General features: G+C 70.1%; 17 protein-coding genes. 3 read left to right on the plus strand and 14 right to left on the minus strand.

Annotation, left to right across the window (positions count from 1 at the left end):
* Positions 1-7: 7 nt before the first annotated feature.
* The 9 genes from rsfS to rplU all read right to left on the minus strand — a co-directional run bounded on the left by rsfS (position 8) and on the right by rplU (position 6,861).
* The gene (rsfS, locus tag RJQ01_RS02670; protein ID WP_350475163.1) at positions 8-388 is read right to left on the minus strand and encodes a ribosome silencing factor; all 381 of its coding nucleotides are present in this window, start codon (positions 386-388) and stop codon (positions 8-10) included.
* Positions 389-423: 35 nt separating this feature from the next.
* Positions 424-1,518, minus strand: coding sequence for a hypothetical protein (locus RJQ01_RS02675; RefSeq protein WP_350475164.1), 1,095 nt, complete (start codon positions 1,516-1,518; stop codon positions 424-426).
* 27 nt (positions 1,519-1,545) lie between these two features.
* On the minus strand, positions 1,546-2,145 hold the full coding sequence (gene nadD, locus RJQ01_RS02680) for a nicotinate-nucleotide adenylyltransferase (protein WP_350475165.1): 600 nt from the start codon (positions 2,143-2,145) through the stop codon (positions 1,546-1,548).
* Positions 2,146-2,220: 75 nt separating this feature from the next.
* Entirely contained in the window at positions 2,221-2,421 is a 201-nt protein-coding gene (locus RJQ01_RS02685; RefSeq protein ID WP_350475166.1) for a hypothetical protein, read from the minus strand.
* Positions 2,422-2,467: 46 nt separating this feature from the next.
* Complete coding sequence (locus RJQ01_RS02690) at positions 2,468-3,754, minus strand: glutamate-5-semialdehyde dehydrogenase (protein ID WP_350475167.1); 1,287 nt, start codon at positions 3,752-3,754, stop codon at positions 2,468-2,470.
* 31 nt (positions 3,755-3,785) lie between these two features.
* The gene (proB, locus tag RJQ01_RS02695) at positions 3,786-4,574 is read right to left on the minus strand and encodes a glutamate 5-kinase (protein ID WP_350475168.1); all 789 of its coding nucleotides are present in this window, start codon (positions 4,572-4,574) and stop codon (positions 3,786-3,788) included.
* Positions 4,571-6,127 (minus strand): GTPase ObgE, encoded by a 1,557-nt coding sequence (gene obgE / locus RJQ01_RS02700; protein ID WP_350475169.1) that lies wholly within the window; start codon positions 6,125-6,127, stop codon positions 4,571-4,573. Before obgE ends, proB begins: the two co-directional genes overlap by 4 nt.
* 152 nt (positions 6,128-6,279) lie before the next feature.
* On the minus strand, positions 6,280-6,534 hold the full coding sequence (gene rpmA / locus RJQ01_RS02705; protein WP_152582660.1) for a 50S ribosomal protein L27: 255 nt from the start codon (positions 6,532-6,534) through the stop codon (positions 6,280-6,282).
* A gap of 18 nt (positions 6,535-6,552) precedes the next feature.
* Positions 6,553-6,861 (minus strand): 50S ribosomal protein L21, encoded by a 309-nt coding sequence (gene rplU / locus RJQ01_RS02710; protein ID WP_152582661.1) that lies wholly within the window; start codon positions 6,859-6,861, stop codon positions 6,553-6,555.
* Between the two features lie 399 nt (positions 6,862-7,260).
* Between rplU and RJQ01_RS02715 the strand changes: the two genes are divergently transcribed.
* The gene (locus tag RJQ01_RS02715) at positions 7,261-8,823 is read left to right on the plus strand and encodes an HNH endonuclease signature motif containing protein (RefSeq protein ID WP_350475170.1); all 1,563 of its coding nucleotides are present in this window, start codon (positions 7,261-7,263) and stop codon (positions 8,821-8,823) included.
* Between the two features lie 174 nt (positions 8,824-8,997).
* Positions 8,998-9,270: a DUF4031 domain-containing protein gene (locus RJQ01_RS02720; protein WP_350475171.1), complete on the plus strand. Its 273-nt coding sequence runs from the start codon at positions 8,998-9,000 to the stop codon at positions 9,268-9,270.
* Between the two features lie 164 nt (positions 9,271-9,434).
* On the opposite strand, the gene RJQ01_RS02725 is transcribed toward RJQ01_RS02720, so the two are convergent.
* Genes RJQ01_RS02725 through RJQ01_RS02740 form a run of 4 tightly spaced genes read right to left on the minus strand, consistent with a single transcriptional unit; the run spans position 9,435 to position 15,478 of the window.
* Positions 9,435-10,967, minus strand: a complete 1,533-nt coding sequence (locus tag RJQ01_RS02725) for a hypothetical protein (RefSeq protein WP_350475172.1) — start codon at positions 10,965-10,967, stop codon at positions 9,435-9,437.
* On the minus strand, positions 10,948-11,700 hold the full coding sequence (locus RJQ01_RS02730) for a TIGR03943 family putative permease subunit (RefSeq protein WP_350475173.1): 753 nt from the start codon (positions 11,698-11,700) through the stop codon (positions 10,948-10,950). Before RJQ01_RS02730 ends, RJQ01_RS02725 begins: the two co-directional genes overlap by 20 nt.
* Entirely contained in the window at positions 11,690-12,814 is a 1,125-nt protein-coding gene (locus RJQ01_RS02735; RefSeq protein WP_350475174.1) for a permease, read from the minus strand. The genes RJQ01_RS02730 and RJQ01_RS02735 overlap by 11 nt, the downstream gene beginning before the upstream one ends.
* Before the next feature lie 42 nt (positions 12,815-12,856).
* Positions 12,857-15,478: an Rne/Rng family ribonuclease gene (locus RJQ01_RS02740; RefSeq protein ID WP_350475175.1), complete on the minus strand. Its 2,622-nt coding sequence runs from the start codon at positions 15,476-15,478 to the stop codon at positions 12,857-12,859.
* Positions 15,479-15,837: 359 nt separating this feature from the next.
* Between RJQ01_RS02740 and RJQ01_RS02745 the strand changes: the two genes are divergently transcribed.
* Positions 15,838-16,464 carry a vitamin K epoxide reductase family protein gene (locus RJQ01_RS02745; protein WP_350475176.1) on the plus strand — a complete coding sequence of 209 codons (627 nt, stop codon included), beginning with the start codon at positions 15,838-15,840 and terminating at the stop codon, positions 16,462-16,464.
* A 21-nt stretch (positions 16,465-16,485) separates the two neighbouring features.
* On the opposite strand, the gene ndk is transcribed toward RJQ01_RS02745, so the two are convergent.
* A complete protein-coding gene (ndk, locus tag RJQ01_RS02750) occupies positions 16,486-16,908 on the minus strand; it encodes a nucleoside-diphosphate kinase (protein WP_350475177.1) in 423 nt (140 codons plus the stop codon).
* Positions 16,909-16,990 lie beyond the last annotated feature (82 nt).

Raw genomic sequence — 16,990 nt, forward strand, 5'->3', positions numbered from 1 at the left:
CGCGCCGCTAGGCAGAATCAGGGGCGGGATGCCCGAGCGCGAGCGGCACGGCGGGGCAGTCCTTCCACAGCCGCTCCAGGGAGTAGAACAGCCGCTCCTCCTCGTGGAAGACGTGCACGATGACATCCCCGAAGTCGATGAGGATCCAGCGGCCCTCCGCTCGCCCCTCGCGGCGCAGCGGCTTCACTCCCGCCTCGATCATCTTCTCCTCCACCTCGCCGGCGATCGACTGCACGTTGCGCTCGTTGCGACCCGTGACGAGCACGAACACGTCCGTGAGCGGCAGAGGCTCCGAGACGTCCAGCGCGACGATGTCCTCACCCTGCTTGGAGTCGGCGGCACGAGCGGCGAGCTGTGCGAGGTCGAGGGCGCGGGAGGAAGCGGTCACGGGATCCTTGAGAAGTCGAGGGCGAAGGGAAGCACTCAGAATAGTCCGTTGACCGCCGCGAGCACGAACAGGCCGATCGCGACGACCGCCATCACCACCGTCGCAGCAACGAGCACCGCCGTGAGCGTGTTGCCGTTGCGCTGCGGCTTGCCGTGCACGATGTTGCCCGTGCCCGTGTGCCCGCTCACGGCACGCAGAGCGCTCACCGGAGCCGCCCCCGTCGAGGTGAGCTCCACATCGCCCGGCTCCACATAGTCGTCGACGTCGGCGCTGTCGTGCACCGAGGGCACGGTGCCCGTGCTCGTCACGATGCGGGGTACCTCGATCATGCCTGTGACGATGATCTCGCCCGTGCCGGTGACGGGGCCGCTCAGGCTCGACTCCGGCATCTGCGGCAGAACGAGCGCGTTCGTCGAGTGGGAGGCCGACCCGACCTCGCGGCTGAACGTGTTCTCGAACGGGTCCTCGTCGTCGTGCACTCCCACCGACCAGTGGCTGCCGGTCGTCGGAGCCGACGACGACGGCTCAACACGCTCATCGGGAGTCGCCTCGGGCTCGATGAGAGGCGGCGGCACCGGCGCGGAGGGGGGCAGAGGCGCCGGCGACGGGAGAGTGTGGTGCTGAGGCGGTGCGAGGTCAGCGTACGGCGCGGGGTCGGCCGGCGGCGCCGTGAGGCCGGACGCAGGCGGCGCGTCGTGCTGCAGCGGTGCAGGCACCTCGTCCGCGGATTGGACCGGCTCGCTCGCGTCGCGAAGCGAGCGCAGCTGGCGTCGCGAGAGCGTGTGCTCGCTGATGACGTGCGGCGCCGACGGCAGGCGGTCTTCGGGCCCGGGCTCGGCGACGCGGTGGCCGGTGGGCGGGTCGACCGGGCGCTCAGTGCGGTACTCGAGCGGAGCATCCTCATCGAACGCCGGGGCGAAGGACGAACGCGACGCCTCCTGCTCCGACGGCGGGCGGAAGTCGCGGCGACGCATCCGCTGCGCGGGCTCAGCCGGAGCGGCGACAGGTGCCGACGACGCGAAGGCCGGCGACGCGGGAGTCGGAATAGGCGCAGCAGTCGGCGCCGACTCGTGCGCGGCAGCCTCGCGCGCGGCACGCTCGGCCGCTTCGCGCGCGGCGCGGCGGCTCATCGGCTGCTCGTTCTGACTGCTCATGACCTAGGAACTCCGGTACAGCTGGTGCTTGGAGATGTACTGCACGACTCCATCGGGGACCAGATACCAGACGGGTGATCCCTCCTCGACGCGACGACGGCAATCCGTCGAGGAGATCGAGAGGGCCGGCACTTCGAGCAAGCTTACGTCGCCCTCCGGCAATGCGCGAACGCTCAACGGATGGCCGGGGCGGCTCACGGCGATGAAGTGGGCCAACTGCCACAGCTCGCGCGCGTCCTTCCAGTCGAGGATCTGGGCGATCGCGTCGGCACCCGAGATGAAGAACAATTCGGCGTCAGGATGCTGTGCGTGCAGGTCGCGCAGTGTGTCGATCGTGAACGTCGGGCCCGTGCGATCGATGTCGACCCGGCTGACGCGGAAACTCGGATTCGCCGCCGTCGCGATCACCGTCATCAGGTAGCGGTGCTCGCTCGAAGTCGCATCGGGCTTCTGGTACGGCTGCCCGGTCGGCACGAACACGACCTCGTCGAGCGCGAAGTGGTGGGCGACCTCGCTCGCCGCGACCAAGTGGCCGTGGTGGATCGGGTCGAACGTGCCGCCCATGACGCCGATGCGCTCAGGGCGCTTCGACGTCGACGTCACGGTGGGGGCGGCGATGGTGATCGCGGTGCTGGTCGAGGGGCTCGGTCGTCGGCAGTCTCAGAGGCGTCGGCCGGCTCAGTGCCCGGCGTCGTGCCCGCCGGAGGACGGCCGGCGCTTGTTCCTGTGCCGGTTGGCGACGTCGCGATAGGCGAAGGTCACGAGACCGAGCATGAGGAACACGAGAGCAGCGATGCCGCCGAGAACGGGCGCGGGCGCGATGAGTGGCGCGAGCTCCTCTTCCGAGGCGATGATCACACTGGCCAGTGTCGACAACATGACGGCTCCTGAATCGTTGAGGTTCGAGACACCAATCTACCGTGTCCTAGCCGCGAACCTGCCCGGCGCCGCGCACGATCCACTTCGTGCTCGTGAGCTCGGGCAGCCCCATCGGGCCCCGCGCGTGCAGCTTCTGCGTCGAGATGCCCACCTCGGCGCCGAAGCCGAACTCGCCACCGTCGCTGAAGCGCGTCGACGCGTTCACCATGACGACGGCCGAATCCACCTCGGCCAGGAACCGCTCGGCGTTCGCCATGTCGGCGGTGACGATCGACTCCGTGTGCCGCGTCGAGAAGCGACGAATGTGCTCGAGCGCGCCATCCAGATCGTCGACGATGGCGATCGACAGCTCGAGCGCCATGTGCTCGGTCGCGAAGTCCTGCTCCGTCGCCGCCTCGAGACTCGCAACGATCGCCCGTGCGCGATCATCGCCGCGCACCAGAACTCCGGATGCCCGCAACGAGTCGACGAGGGGCGGCAGCAGGCGCGCCGCAGCGTCGCGGTGCACGATCACCGTCTCGACCGCGTTGCACACGCTCGGCCGCTGCACTTTGGCGTTGTGCACGATCTCGACCGCGGTAGTCAGATCGGCGCTCGCATCGAGGACGACGTGCACGACCCCGGCGCCCGTCTCGATGACCGGCACGGTCGACTCGCGCACGACTGTCTGGATCAGGTCGGCGCTGCCGCGCGGGATGAGCACGTCGACGAATCCGCGCGCGCGCATGAGCTGCTGCGCCCCGGCGCGGCCGAACTCGTCGATCGTCTGCACCGCCTCGGCGGGCAGGCCGACGCTCGCCAGCGCGTCCTGCAGCAGGCCCACGAGCTCGCGGTTCGTGCTCTCGGCGGCGCTGCCCCCGCGCAGCACGACGGCGTTGCCGCTCTTGAGCGCGAGCGCCGCGATGTCGACCGTGACGTTGGGGCGAGCCTCGTAGATGGCCCCCACGACCCCGAACGGCACGCGCACCTGGCTCAGCTGCAGCCCGTTCGGCAACCGGGAGCCGCGCACGACCACCCCCACCGGATCGGGGAGCCCGCGCACGTCGCGCACCGCCGTGGCGAGACCGGCCAGCCGATCGGCGTCGAGCCGCAGGCGATCCATGAGCCCCGCCGAGATGCCCTGCTCCCGCCCGCGCTGCAGATCGAGCTCGTTGGCCGGCAGCACTCGGTCAGCGGCACCGTCGAGGGCGTCGGCGATCGCCGACAGCGCGGCATCCTTGCGCGCCGTGGTCACCGTCGCGAGCGCCCGAGACGCCGTGACGGAGGCGGCGAGCAGCGACTCGAGAGCAGGGTCGACGGTGCGAGCGTCGGGCGCGAGATCGGTCAACGTCATGCCTACGATTCTACGGCGGGACGCAGTGCGCTCAGTCGGCGGGCGAGGCCTCGAACCACGTGCCCACGTCGTCGCCGCGCAGCGCCGCGTCGACTGCGGAGGTCGACGTCACGATCGCCGGCACGCCCTGCGCCGCCGCGAACCGTGCCGCACCGATCTTGGTGCCCGCACCGCCCGTGCCGACACCGGCAGCGCCGATATCGCCGAGCTCCACATGGGCCAGCTCGTCGCCCGCGGGCACGTACGCGATGCGCTGCGCGCCCGGCTCGTGCGGCGGCTTGGTATAGATCGCATCGACATCGCTCAGCAGCACCAGCAGGTCGGCGTGCACGAGCTCGCACACGAGCGCGGCCAGGCGGTCGTTGTCGCCGAAGCGGATCTCCTGGGTGGCCACCGTGTCGTTCTCGTTGACGATCGGCAGAATCCGCAGGCTCAGCAGTCGCTCCATCGCCCGCTGCGCGTTGCTGCGCGGCGTCGCATGCTCGAGGTCGCCCGCCGTGAGCAGCACCTGACCGGCGACGATGCCGTAGCGGTCAAGGCTCTCCTGGTACCGAAAGATGAGCAGGTTCTGGCCGACGGCCGCGGCGGCCTGCTGGGTGGCCAGATCGGTGGGCCGAGCATCCAGATTCAGATACGGGATGCCCGTCGCGATCGCCCCCGACGATACGAGCACGACCTCCACGCCACGGGAGTGCGCCGCCGCAAGCGCGTCGACGAGCGGGCCGATCTGCCCCGTGTTGGCGCCACTGATCGACGACGAACCGACCTTGACCACGACCCGTCGGGCCTGCGTCACGATGCGGCGCGCGGCTGGGCTCATCGCTCGTCGTCCTCCTGATGCTCGTCGCGGTGCGCATCCGACCGCTGCTCGTCGTCCTGCTGCCACAGGCCCGCCTCGCGCTCGCGCTCCAGCTCGGCGCGCGCCTCGGCCTTCGCATCCATACGGTCGAAGTAGTTCGCGCGGCGCTCCTCGCGCGTCAAACGCCCGCTGCCGTCCAGGCGCGGGTCGCTGCCGCGCGGCGCCGTCATGAGCTCGGCCGCGCTCGTGAGCGTCGGCTCCCAGTCGAACACCACGCCGTTGTCGCCGCCGATCACGACCGTCGCCCCCGCGATCGCGCCCGCCTGGAAGAGCTTGTCCTCCACGCCGAGCTTCGCGAGCCGGTCGGCGAGATAGCCGACGGCTTCGTCGTTGCGGAAGTCGGTCTGATGCACCCAGCGCTCCGGCTTCGCGCCGCGCACCCGGTAGACAGGGTCCTCTGCGCTGCCCTCGACCGTCACCGTGACCTCGACCTCGTCCACCGCGCGAGGGCGCAGCACGATGCGCTCGCGCACCGTCTCCTCCGCCGCGCGCGCCGCCCTGTCCGCCTCGACGAGCTCTGCGAGCGCGAACGTCAGCGGGCGCAGGCCCTCGCGGCTCACCGCGCTGATCTCGAAGACGCGGTAGCCGCGCTCCTCCAGCTCGGGCCGCACGAAGTCGGCGAGCTCGCGCGCCTCCGGCACGTCGATCTTGTTGAGCGCCACGAGCTGGGGGCGCTCGAGCAGCGGTGTCTGCCCCTCCGGCACCGGATAGGCGGCGAGCTCGGCCAGGATCACGTCGAGGTCGCTCAACGGGTCGCGGCCCGGCTCGAGCGTGGCGCAGTCGAGCACGTGCAGCAGAGCGCTGCACCGCTCGACGTGGCGCAGGAACTCGAGGCCCAGACCCTTGCCCTCGCTCGCACCCTCGATGAGGCCGGGCACGTCGGCGACCGTGAAGCGGGTCTCCCCCGACTCGACCACGCCCAGGTTCGGGTGCAGTGTTGTGAAGGGGTAGTCGGCGATCTTCGGCTTCGCCGCCGAGATCGACGCGATGAGGCTCGACTTGCCCGCGCTCGGATACCCGACGAGCGCCACATCGGCGACCGTCTTCAGCTCCAGCTGCACGTCACCCGTCCAGCCGGGCGTGCCGAGAAGTGCGAAGCCGGGGGCCTTGCGCTTCGTCGTCGCGAGCGCCGCGTTGCCGAGGCCGCCCTGGCCGCCAGGGGCGACCACGATACGCATGCCCTCCGCCGTCAGGTCGACGAGTTCGGCGCCCTCAGCATCCCGCACGACTGTGCCGACGGGCACCGGCAGAACCAGATCCTCGCCCGAGAACCCCGAGCGGTTGTCGCCCATGCCCGGGCCGCCGTTGTCGCTCGAGCGGTGCGGTCGCCGGTGGTACGGCAGCAGCGTCGTCTCTTGGCTCGACGCGAGCAGCACGATGTCTCCGCCGTCACCGCCGTTGCCGCCGTCAGGGCCGGCGAGCGGCTTGAACTTCTCCCGGCGCACCGAGACGCAGCCGTGGCCGCCGTGGCCGGCCGTGAGATGGAGGGTGACGCGGTCGACGAACGTCGCCATGAGCGCGAACCTCCTGAGGTTGGGATGCTCGACTCCCCTGGTGATGCGATCAGGGGTGCCGAGCGGAGTGGTGCTGCGGGGCCCGACGGGCCCCAACGGAAGAATGGGCGGGCCGAAGCCCGCCCATCCTCACCGAAAATGCGTGCGAAGCGTCAGGCGCTCGCCACAATGTTGACGACCTTGCGGCGGCCCTTCGCGCCGAACTCCACCGCGCCCGCCTCGAGGGCGAACAGGGTGTCGTCACCGCCGCGGCCGACTCCGGCCCCGGGGTGGAAGTGCGTGCCGCGCTGGCGAACGATGATCTCGCCGGCCTTAACGACCTGGCCGCCGAAACGCTTCACACCCAGGTACTGGGGGTTCGAGTCGCGCCCGTTGCGGGTGGACGATGCGCCCTTTTTGTGTGCCATGTCTTCTCGCGACCCTTCTTACTTGATGCCGGTGATCTTGACGCGGGTCAGGTCGGCGCGGAAACCCTGGCGCTTCTTGTACCCGGTCTTGTTCTTGAACTTCTGGATGACGATCTTTGGGCCGCGCAGGTCGCTCAGAACCTCCGCCGTGACCGTGATCTTCGCCAGCTTCTTCGCGTCGGTCGTGACGGTGTCGCCGTCGACGTGCAGGACGGGGGTCAGCTGGATCGTGCCATCCTCGCCCGCCTTGACGCGGTCGAGCACGACGACCGTGCCCACCTCAACCTTTTCCTGCCGCCCACCGGCGCGCACCACTGCGTAGACCACTGTTTACCCTTAATTCTCGTCGAAGAGATGAAGCTGAAGAATGCGGTGACTCGCGCGGGCTCGGCCCAGCGCACACCAACGGTCAAGAATAGCCGACGCGGGGATAGGCGGTCAAACTGACGGGAGCGGGTCGACGGGGGCTGGTGCGGGTGGTGCTGCGGGTGGTGCTGCGGGCAGTCATTGCTCTGCGCCACCCCGCGCACAGGAATCGCTCTGTGCCACCCTGCGCACGAGTGCGGTATCCGCATCGCCCGCCTGCGCGGGGTGGGGGCGCTCCTCCCCAGTTGCGCTCGCGCGATACCCGCCCCCTGCTCTCACGCTCCCTCCATGAGTGTCAGTGGTCGAATGTATGTTCGAGTCACGAAACCAGCCAGAGCCAGAGTGACGGGAGGCAGCACCATGACCATGACAGTCGCCGCGCCCTCGATCGCTGCCGAGAAGCCCTCGATCGCTGTCGCGAAGCCCTCGGTCGTTGCCGGGATACCCGCGGTCGCCCCGCTTCCGCCACCTTCGGTGGCGGCTGCCCACGAACGATCTGACGCTGTGGTCGAAGTGGCGGGCGCGTTGACTGCTGCCCGGGATGCTCTCGCCGCCGTACCTCGTCAGGTGCAGGCTTTTGGCGCTCTGGACGACACCGAGCTGCTCCACCTCACCCGCCTCGCAGCTGACGAGGTGCGGCTAGCGCAACTGCACGTCTCCCTCCTGGCCGGCGAGATCGCCCGCCGCTCCGCCCCCGAGCTCGGCCACGCCGGTCTCGCGCAGCGCACGGGGCACCGCACGCCCGAGGAGATGGTGCGCGTCACCACCGGCACCCGCACCGCCGACGCCCGCACCGCCGTGCGCGTCGGCACGTCGGTCAACTCCGACATACCCGGCGTGCTCGGCGACGCCGTACTGGCGGGGAGAGTCAGTGTCGCGGTCGCCGACGCCGTGCGCACCGGCCTCGGCCGACCCGGAGGCGGCGTGAGCGAGGCCGACCTTGACGCGGCCGCCGAACGGCTCCTGCCCCGCCTCGAGAGCCACGGAGGGTTGGCGGGCCTCGACGCCGACCGTGCCGCCCGCGAGGCGCGGGCCGCACGCGACGACCTCGACCTCGACGGCATCGCCGAGCGCGAGGAAGCTCGCCGTGAGCAGCGCTCTTTCCGCCTCGGCCGCCGAGCCGACGGCATGGGGTACGCCCACTGGGTGCTCGACCCCGAAACCTTCGCCCTCGTCAGCGACGTTTACGACCGCATCACCTCACCTCGACGCCGCGAACCAGCCTTCCTCGGCGACGAGGAGACCTCGCAGGACGGCGCGGACGGCTCCTCCGTCCACCCGGCACTGGAGGACGACCGCACGCCCGAGCAGCGCGCCAGCGATACCTTCGCCGAACTCCTGCGCCAGGGCGCCGCCGCCGACACGTCCCAGCTGTTCGCTGACGCCCCCATAGGGGTGCGCATGATCGTCGCCGCCCGCTCCCTCGACGCGCGCCGCGGCCGCGGCTGGATCGAGGGCCAACCCGACCCCATCTCCGTCGCCACCGTTGAACGCCATGCCTGCACCGCCGGCACCGTCACGCTCACCGTCGACGGCGACCCGGCGAACGCCGGGCAACCCCTGAACCTCGGCCGCGAGCGGCGCCTCTTCAGCCGCGCCCAGCGCCTCGCCCTCGCCGCCCGCGACGGCGGCTGCCGCTGGCCCGGCTGCGAACGCCCACCCTCCTGGTGCGAAGCCCACCACATCGAGCACTGGCAGCGTGACCACGGGAAAACCGACGTCGCCGACGGACTCCTCCTCTGCAGACACCACCACCTCCTCGCCCACAACAACGGGTGGGAGATCGAACGCGCCGGGCCCAGCTACCGACTCATCCCACCCGGCAGCGACCCCGGCGGTGGCACCGCGCCGCCGGGAGACGACGCCCGCCCCCTCGACATGCCCAGCCGCAGTCCCGCGCTGCGCGACGCCCTCAGCGCATGACGCTGTCGATTCGCGACACTCGGGGTGCCGGGCGCGCATGACGCTGTCGATTCGCGACACTAGGGGTACCGGGGGCGCATGACGCTGTCGATACGCGGCGCTCAGAGTACGGGGCGCGCACCACACCTGATGCTCGGGGCGTCGCGACGCGGCCCGCCTAGACTCGATCGAACCATGGCTGTGCTCATCGACGACCCCATCTGGCCCGCGCACGGGCGGCTCTGGGGGCACCTCGTGAGCGACACCTCGCTCGACGAGCTGCACGCCTTCGCGCGCGACGCCGGCATACCCGAGCGCGGCTTCGACCACGACCATTACGACTACCCGGAAGAACGCCGCGACGGTCTCATCGCCCAAGGCGCCAAACCCGTCACCGGCAAAGAACTCGTCGCTCGCCTCACCGCCGCCGGCCTGCGGGTGAGCCAGCGCCAAAAGCGCGGGCTCTGAGAGGCGCAGCGCCAGCGCGAAGAGCGCGCGCTCTGAGAGGCGCAGCGCCAGCGCGAGAAGCGCGGGCTCTGAGAGGCGCGGCGCCACGAAGCGCCGGCGCGAAGTGCGCCGGTTCTGACAGTCGCAGCGCCAACGCCTGAAGCGCCGGCTCTCACGCGTGACACTTACCAGACGGGCGCGAAGCCTTCGAGGCTGCGCACGAGCGCGCCCGTCTCGATGTCGACAATCTGCAGGGTGATCGACGTGGGGCGCGGGTTCACACGTCGGCCGTCCGGCTCGGCGGCCTCGACCGACGGGGTCACCTCGATCGCCACGTACTGGTCGTTGGGAGACACGGTCAGTGCGCCGATGCTCCCCCGGTCGTCGATCGTGCGGGCCAGCTGCCGCGACGCCCCCGAACCGTCGTCAACCACCACCACGATCGCGAAAGACCCGCCCGACGCGTCGGGCACCGCGACCTTCTGCACCCAGCGGTCGTCGCTCAGCAGCACCGTCTCCCCGCCGAACACGACCTCGTCCTCGAAGAGTGACGGGTTCAGACGCGTCTCGTCACCCGACTCCAGGTCGAGGAACAGCCCGCCGAAGGAATCCGAACCGCTCACGCGCGTGCCGTCCGTGGAGAGGTTCCACACCGTCGGCAGCTGGTCGACGGGCAACACCAGATCAGGCGCCAGCAGGTCGATACGCAGCAGCGACTGATCCAGCGCGTGCACCAGCAGGGTCGACCCTCCCGGCAGGAACATCGCGTCGAGCGCCCGCACCGGCTCACCGTCCAGACCCTCCAGGATGCGCACCTCCCGGTCGCCCGCGAGGTCGACGTAGGCGAGCGCGCTCGAAAACTGCGGCGTGCCCTGCTCGACCACATCCGTGAGCACGAGGCCGACCAGGGTGCCCGCCTGCGGCGCGACAATGCGATCGACCCGGGCGCCCTCGGGCAGTCGCACGGTCTCCGTATCGCCCGTGCCCGTCAGCACCGATTCGAGCACGCTCTCGCCTCCGCCGGCATCGCGCGCCACGACGAGCACACCCTCCACCGGCGCGAACGCTTGGATGCCCGGCGCGGCGTGCACGACCTCGCCGCGACCCGTGCCACTCACCTCGGCGCGCAGAATCTCGTCCTCCGTCTCGCCGCGGTCCAGGTACAGCACGCTGGCACCCGCCGTCTCGAAGCTGTGGCTGAACGTCGAGACAGCCTGACGACTGCGCGCCGCGACATCGCGCACCGTGACCGTGTACGCGGTGTCGTAGCGCAGGCGCTCGTCGAACTGCACAACGAGCAGGTCGTCCTGCACCCTCACGGTCACGTCCGTCTGCGGCTCGACGACGACCTGAGAGGCGTCCAGCTCGCGCAGCGGCTGGTTGGCGAACATGCGCAGCTGCTGACCCGCCTGTTCCGTCGCCCGCTGCGGGTCCACCTGAGCCGTCGTGAGTTTCGGGCCCTGCAGCGAACCGAGGACGAGAAACACCGCCGCGATGACGCCGAGTACGCCGGCGACCACCCAGAATGTGCGCTGAAAGCGCTGCAGTTCGCGCTGCTCGCGCAGGCGACGGCCCGCCTCGGCCGTGCGGCGAGTGCCCTCGCCCTCCGGATGCACGCCCCCGTGACGAGCAGGCTCGTGCGGCAAGCCCGCCTCGCCTGCCTCCTGCGGTGCTCCCGCCCGGCTCGGGTCGTCCGACTCAGAAGAGGTAGGGCTCACGCGGCTGCTCCACGGGCTCGACAGTGTCGGGAATGACCGCGACCGGCTGCAGGCTGCTCGAACTCGGATTGCTCGCGAAGTCCCCCGTCACACTCACCCAGGTGTCCGGCTCGAACGTCGCCGCCCAGCCCGGCAGGTGCACGGGCACGCCGAGCGGCTGGGCGTCGACCGCGCAGCACGTGACGACGAAGCGCGAGACGTAGAACACGTTCTCCGGGTCATCCTCATCGGCGATGACGAATCCGACCAGGTCGGTCACCGGCTTGTCGGCGAAGAACGACAGATCGCTCGTCTGCCGCAGGATGCCCGCCCACTCGCGCACCGTGAAACGCGCGATGGAGGCCTCATCGGCGGTCGACGCGGCCACGAGGCTCGCCTCGTCGCCACCCGCGGTCGCATTCATCTCACGTTGGTCGGCTGTCGCCGTGCTGAGCGATGCGGGAGGCACGAGCACCATGCCGAGCGTGAAGAGGCCCGCAATGGCGGCCGCGGTGAGCCCGAGCGCACGCTGCGAGCGGCGCGGCGGCGGTGCGTCCTCATCATCGTGATCGCGCCGGCCGACGACGGAGGCGACAGCGAGGACGACCGCGATGATCGACATCGTCACCGTGAACACGTTGTAGCGCGGGTGAATGTAGAGGGCCAGCTGCCCCGTGACGGCCAGCCACAGAGTGATCGCGGCGATCGTGCCGATGATCACGACTCCGCGCCAGCGCTGCACGCTACGCCACATAGTTCACCACCAGACCGAGCCCCGCGCTCATGAGCGCGACGATCGTCGTGAGCTGCACGAGCGTTCTCGTCGAATAGGTCGTGCGCATGAGGGCGAGCATCTTGATGTCGACGATGGGCCCGAAGACGAGGAACGCGACGATCGACCCGGGCAGGAACGTCGACGCGAACGGAAGAATGAAGAACGAGTCGACGTTGGCGCAGATCGAGATGACGAACGCGAGCACCATCATGGCGAGAACGCTCAGCAGCGGGTCGCTGCCGAGGGAGACAAGAACCTCGCGCGGCACGATCACCTGGATGCCGCCAGCCACGAGCGAGCCGATGACGAGGGCCGGCATGAGGATGCTCGACTCGCGCACGAACAGATCGAGGGTCTGCTCGCGCCGACTGTGGGTGTGACCGTGGCCGTCGTCGAGTCGGCACTGCTCGGCGAACCGGCCGCTCAGCAGCGTGAACGGCGCTGGGTGCTTGCTGAACAGCCAGCCGAGAACGTTGGCGATGAGGAAGCCGCCGAGCAGGCGGGCGACGAGTATGCCGTCGTCGAACCCGAACGCCTGGTGGGTCGTGATGATCGTCACGGGATTGAGGATGGGCGCGGCGACGAGGAACGTCATCGACTCGGGGATCGTGAAACCGCGGCGCACGAGACCGCGCGCGAGCGGCACGTTGCCGCACTCGCACACGGGCAGGAACATGCCGAACAGCGAGATGACGGCACGGCGACCCCACTCGTTGCGGGGCAGGATGCGCAGCAGCCACGACTCGGGAATCCACACCTGCACGAGGATCGACAGGGCGATGCCGAGCACGATGAACGGCAAAGACTCGACGACGACGCTCGTGGAGAGCGTCAGAAGATCCTGCACCGGGTTAGGCAGGCCCCACGGGCCGGTCTCGGCGGTGATCGACCGCAGCGCGACCATGGTGACGAGCACCCCGATGCCGCCCACGAGCCACAGGTAGTGCGCGGGCCGACGCCGCGAGCCGCGCGGCGCATCGGAGTGGTCGTGGCCAGCGTGGTCGTGGCGGGTATGGTCGTCGTTCGAACGATGGCGCCCGTCGCCCTCGTGCACGCCCGGCGCGCGCGACGAATCGAGGGAGGGTGAGCTCACGCGGTCATCCTAGGCGCGCTGCATCCGTGCACACTCCACCGACTACGACCCGGATGCTGCGCCGTCGCCGCTCGCGCGCTCCGCATCGCTCGTCCCGGCCGTGATGGTGCCCGTCGTGGCTCGTCGAGAGGCGCGCTTGCGGGTTCCGGGCGCGGGCGGCTCGGGCAGCGACTCGAGCACCGAGCCCAGCAGCTGCTGCGCGGCGTCCGGGTCGATCGCGGGGCGCGCGCGCTCTGTCTTCGCCGTCAGCGGGATATCGAGGATCGCCGCGGCCTCCTCGACCGCCACCGGGTTCGGCTCGACGACGCCGGACTCGGCGGGGGCGGTCTCGCCGACGCCGGTCGAGATCGGCTTCACGACGCCGGTCTTCTGGGCCGCAGCAGGCGCATCGTGGTGCACGGTCTTCGCCGCGATGGCCGCGAGCGCTTTGCTGACGTCGTCGGTGATCGCGTGCGTGCCGTTGCTGCCGTTGCCCGACTTGGGCTGCGAGCCGGAGGAGCCACGGCCACCGGACGAGCCGGAGCCCCCGCGCCCACCGCCGTTGCCGCGACGACGGCTGTCTCCGCCACCGCCGCTGTCGCCGCCGCGGTGCTTGACCACGGGGTCGTGGTGCAGGATGAGTCCGCGGCCGGCGCACACGTCGCACGGCTCGCTGAAGGTCTCGAGCAGACCGAGACCCAGGCGCTTGCGCGTCATCTGCACGAGGCCGAGGCTCGTGACCTCCGCCACCTGGTGCTTGGTGCGGTCGCGGCTCAGGCACTCGACGAGGCGACGCAGCACGAGGTCGCGGTTCGACTCCAAGACCATGTCGATGAAGTCGACGACGATGATGCCGCCGATATCGCGCAGCCTCAGCTGGCGCACGATCTCCTCCGCCGCCTCGAGGTTGTTCTTCGTGACGGTCTCCTCGAGGTTGCCGCCTGAGCCGACGAACTTGCCGGTGTTGACGTCGACGACCGTCATCGCCTCCGTGCGGTCGATGACGAGAGAGCCACCGGAGGGCAGCCACACCTTGCGCTCGAGCGCCTTCTCGATCTGCTCATTGATGCGGTGCTCGTCGAAGGGGTCGACATCGCCGTCGTGCTTCTGCACGCGGTCGATCAGGTCGGGGGCGACCGAGCTGAGGTAGCCGGTGATCGTGGAGTGAGCATCCTCACCGTGGATGATCATGGCGCGGAAGTCTTCGTTGAAGACGTCGCGCACGATCTTGACGAGCAGATCGGGCTCGCTGTGCAGCATCGCGGGCGCCTGCGCCTTCTCCACCTGCTTGCTGATCTCGCTCCACTGCTTCGTGAGGCGCTCGACGTCGAGCGTGAGCTGCTCTTCCGTCGCGCCCTCCGCTGCCGTGCGCACGATGACGCCGACGTTCTCGGGCAGGACCTCTTTGAGGATCTTCTTCAGGCGCGCCCGCTCGGTGTCGGGCAGCTTGCGGCTGATGCCGCTCATGGAGCCGTTGGGCACGTAGACGAGGTAGCGGCCCGGCAGGCTCACCTGGCTGGTGAGGCGCGCGCCCTTGTGCCCGATCGGGTCTTTCGTGACCTGCACGAGCACCTTGTCGCCGGGCTTGAGGGCGAGCTCTATGCGGCGCGGCTGGTTCTTCTCGCCGGCCTCGGCAGCGGCATCCCAGTCGACCTCACCGCTGTACAGCACGGCGTTGCGGCCACGACCGATATCGACGAACGCGGCCTCCATGCTGGGGAGCACGTTCTGCACCTTGCCGAGGTAGACGTTGCCGATGATGCTCGACTCGCTCGAGCGGGCCACGTAGTGCTCGACGAGAACCTCGTCCTCGAGCACGCCGATCTGGATGCGGTTGTCCTTGGAGCGCACGACCATGACGCGGTCGACGCTCTCGCGGCGCGCGAGAAACTCGGCCTCGGTGACGACCGCGCGGCGTCGGCCGGCATCGCGGCCGTCGCGGCGGCGCTGCTTCTTCGCCTCGAGGCGCGTGGAGCCCTTGATGCGCTGCGGCTCGGTGATCGGCTCGGGCTGGCGACGCTGACGACCGCGGGAGGAACCACCGTCACGGCCTCCGTCGTCGCGGGCGTCGCCGCGGGAGTCGTCGCGCTGGCTGCCGCCGTCGCCGTCGCCGGATGCTCCGCCACGCCCTCGACGCGAGCGCGAGCGCCGACGGCTCGAGCCGGAGGGCTCGTCGGCCTCGGTCTCCTCATCGCGTCCGCGCCCGCCGCGCAGCGGCGCGACGGCCTCGGGCGGCGGCGCGAAGAACAGCAGCGACGTCGTCGATTCGGGCTTCAGCTCGGGGAACGTGGCGCTCGTCTCGTCGGTCTGCGGAACCTCAGAGCCTTCCGCGTCGGCGGCCGAGCTGGCGGCGGCCTTCCGGGCAGGCGCCTTCCTCGCCGGAGCCGTGCGCGCTGTCGTACCGGGCGCGGTCTTCTCCGGCACAGTCTTCTCCGGCGCGGTCTTCTCCGGTGCTGCTGTCTCGCGTGACGCCGCCTCGGCGTCGGACGCACCTGCCGCGGGCGTCTCGGCCACCAACGCGCCGGCCGCAGCCTCAGCGTCGGTGCGCGCCTCCGGCTCAGCGGTCGGCAGCAGGCCGGGGCCGGTCGCGCTGCCCGCGTGATCCGCCGCCTTCTTGGGGGCTCGGCCGCCGAACAGTCCGGTGCGCTTCTTGGGGGTCTTCTTCGGTGTCTCGTCACTCACCATCGCTGGTGCACTCCTCGCCGCAGGGGGGCCGCGCCCCGCCCGGGTACTCTCTCCGCCGCACTCGGCCTGGTATGGCCTGCGCGGAACTCTCTCAAGTTGTGGTGAGCGGGCGCCCCCCGTTCTCGTCGGGTCGGGCGCTGGCTCCGTGCACTGTCACTGCACTCTCACGCGAAACTGGCTATTCGCTCCCAGCCGCGATATCGGTACCGCGGCGTATGGTCCGGTCATGCCCGGAAAGCTTTGTTGTGGGTCACCGCGAGCGCGGCTGGCGGCGACTGTGACCGATTATCGCATGCGCAGGCCCTGCTCGGGACTTCCGACCCGGGTGCACCCCCAGTGGAGTCGACGATAATCGTCGGGTGAGCATCCCGACAGAGACGACCATCGATCGCGCCCGCCGCCCGATAGGGTTCGGAATCTTCCTCATCGTGACCGGGGCCGTCGCCTGGTTCGCGGCCATGCAGCTCATCACGGAGCGCATCGCGCGGCTCATCGACCCGGACTATGTGCTCAACTGCGACGTCAACCCGCTCGTATCCTGCGGCACCGTTATGACGTCTCCCGAAGCCTCCCTCTTCGGGTTCCCCAACCCGCTGCTCGGCGTGGCCGGCCTAGTCGCGCCGATCGCGGTCGGCGTCGCCCTGCTGGCCGGTGCGCGCTTCGAACGCTGGTTCTGGGCACTGTTCCTGGCCGGAGTGACGCTCGCGTGGGTCTTCGTGATGTGGCTCTTCGGCGAAGCCGTCTACGACATCGGCTCGCTGTGCCCATGGTGCATGCTCGTGTGGGTGATGGTCATCCCGATGTTCTGGTGGCTGCTGATGTGGACGCTCTCCACCGGAGCACTCGCCCGAGAGGGCGGGGCGGTGCAGCGCGTCGCGGCGGCCGTGTGGCCGTTCACCTGGACGATCGTGTTCGTGAACCTCGCGGGGATCGCGATCGCGATACTCGTGGAGTTTCCCACCCTCATCCCGAGCCTTCTCGGCTGACGAAGGTCGCGCGCGGAGCGCTCAGCCGAACCAGAGGGCCAGTTCGCGCTGCGCCGTCTCGACCGAGTCGGAGCCGTGAACGAGGTTCTGCTGCACGGCGAGACCCCAGTCGCGGCCGAGGTCGCCACGAATCGTGCCGGGGGCGGCCGTCGTGGGGTCTGTGGTGCCCGCGAGCGACCGGAATCCCTCGATGACGCGATTGCCGGCGAGGCGAATGGCGACGACCGGACCGGACTCCATGAACTCCAGGAGCGGGGCGTGGAACGGCTTGCCCTCGTGCTCGGCGTAGTGCTGCGAGAGCAGCTCGCGGTCAGGCTGCACGAGCTTGAGGTCGACGAGCTGGTAGCCCTTCGCCTCGATGCGGGCAAGGATCACTCCCGTGAGGTTGCGTGCGACGCCGTCGGGCTTGATGAGGACGAGGGTCTCTTCCACAGTCGTGGTCATGTCGGTCTCCTGAGGATCAGTGTGGGATGGGCGTCGGCAAGGGGCGGGAACGGAGGGTGCGGACGGGGCGGCCAGCTCGGGT

The sequence above is a fragment of the Microcella sp. genome (genome assembly GCF_040286215.1).
GTDB lineage: Bacteria > Actinomycetota > Actinomycetes > Actinomycetales > Microbacteriaceae > Microcella.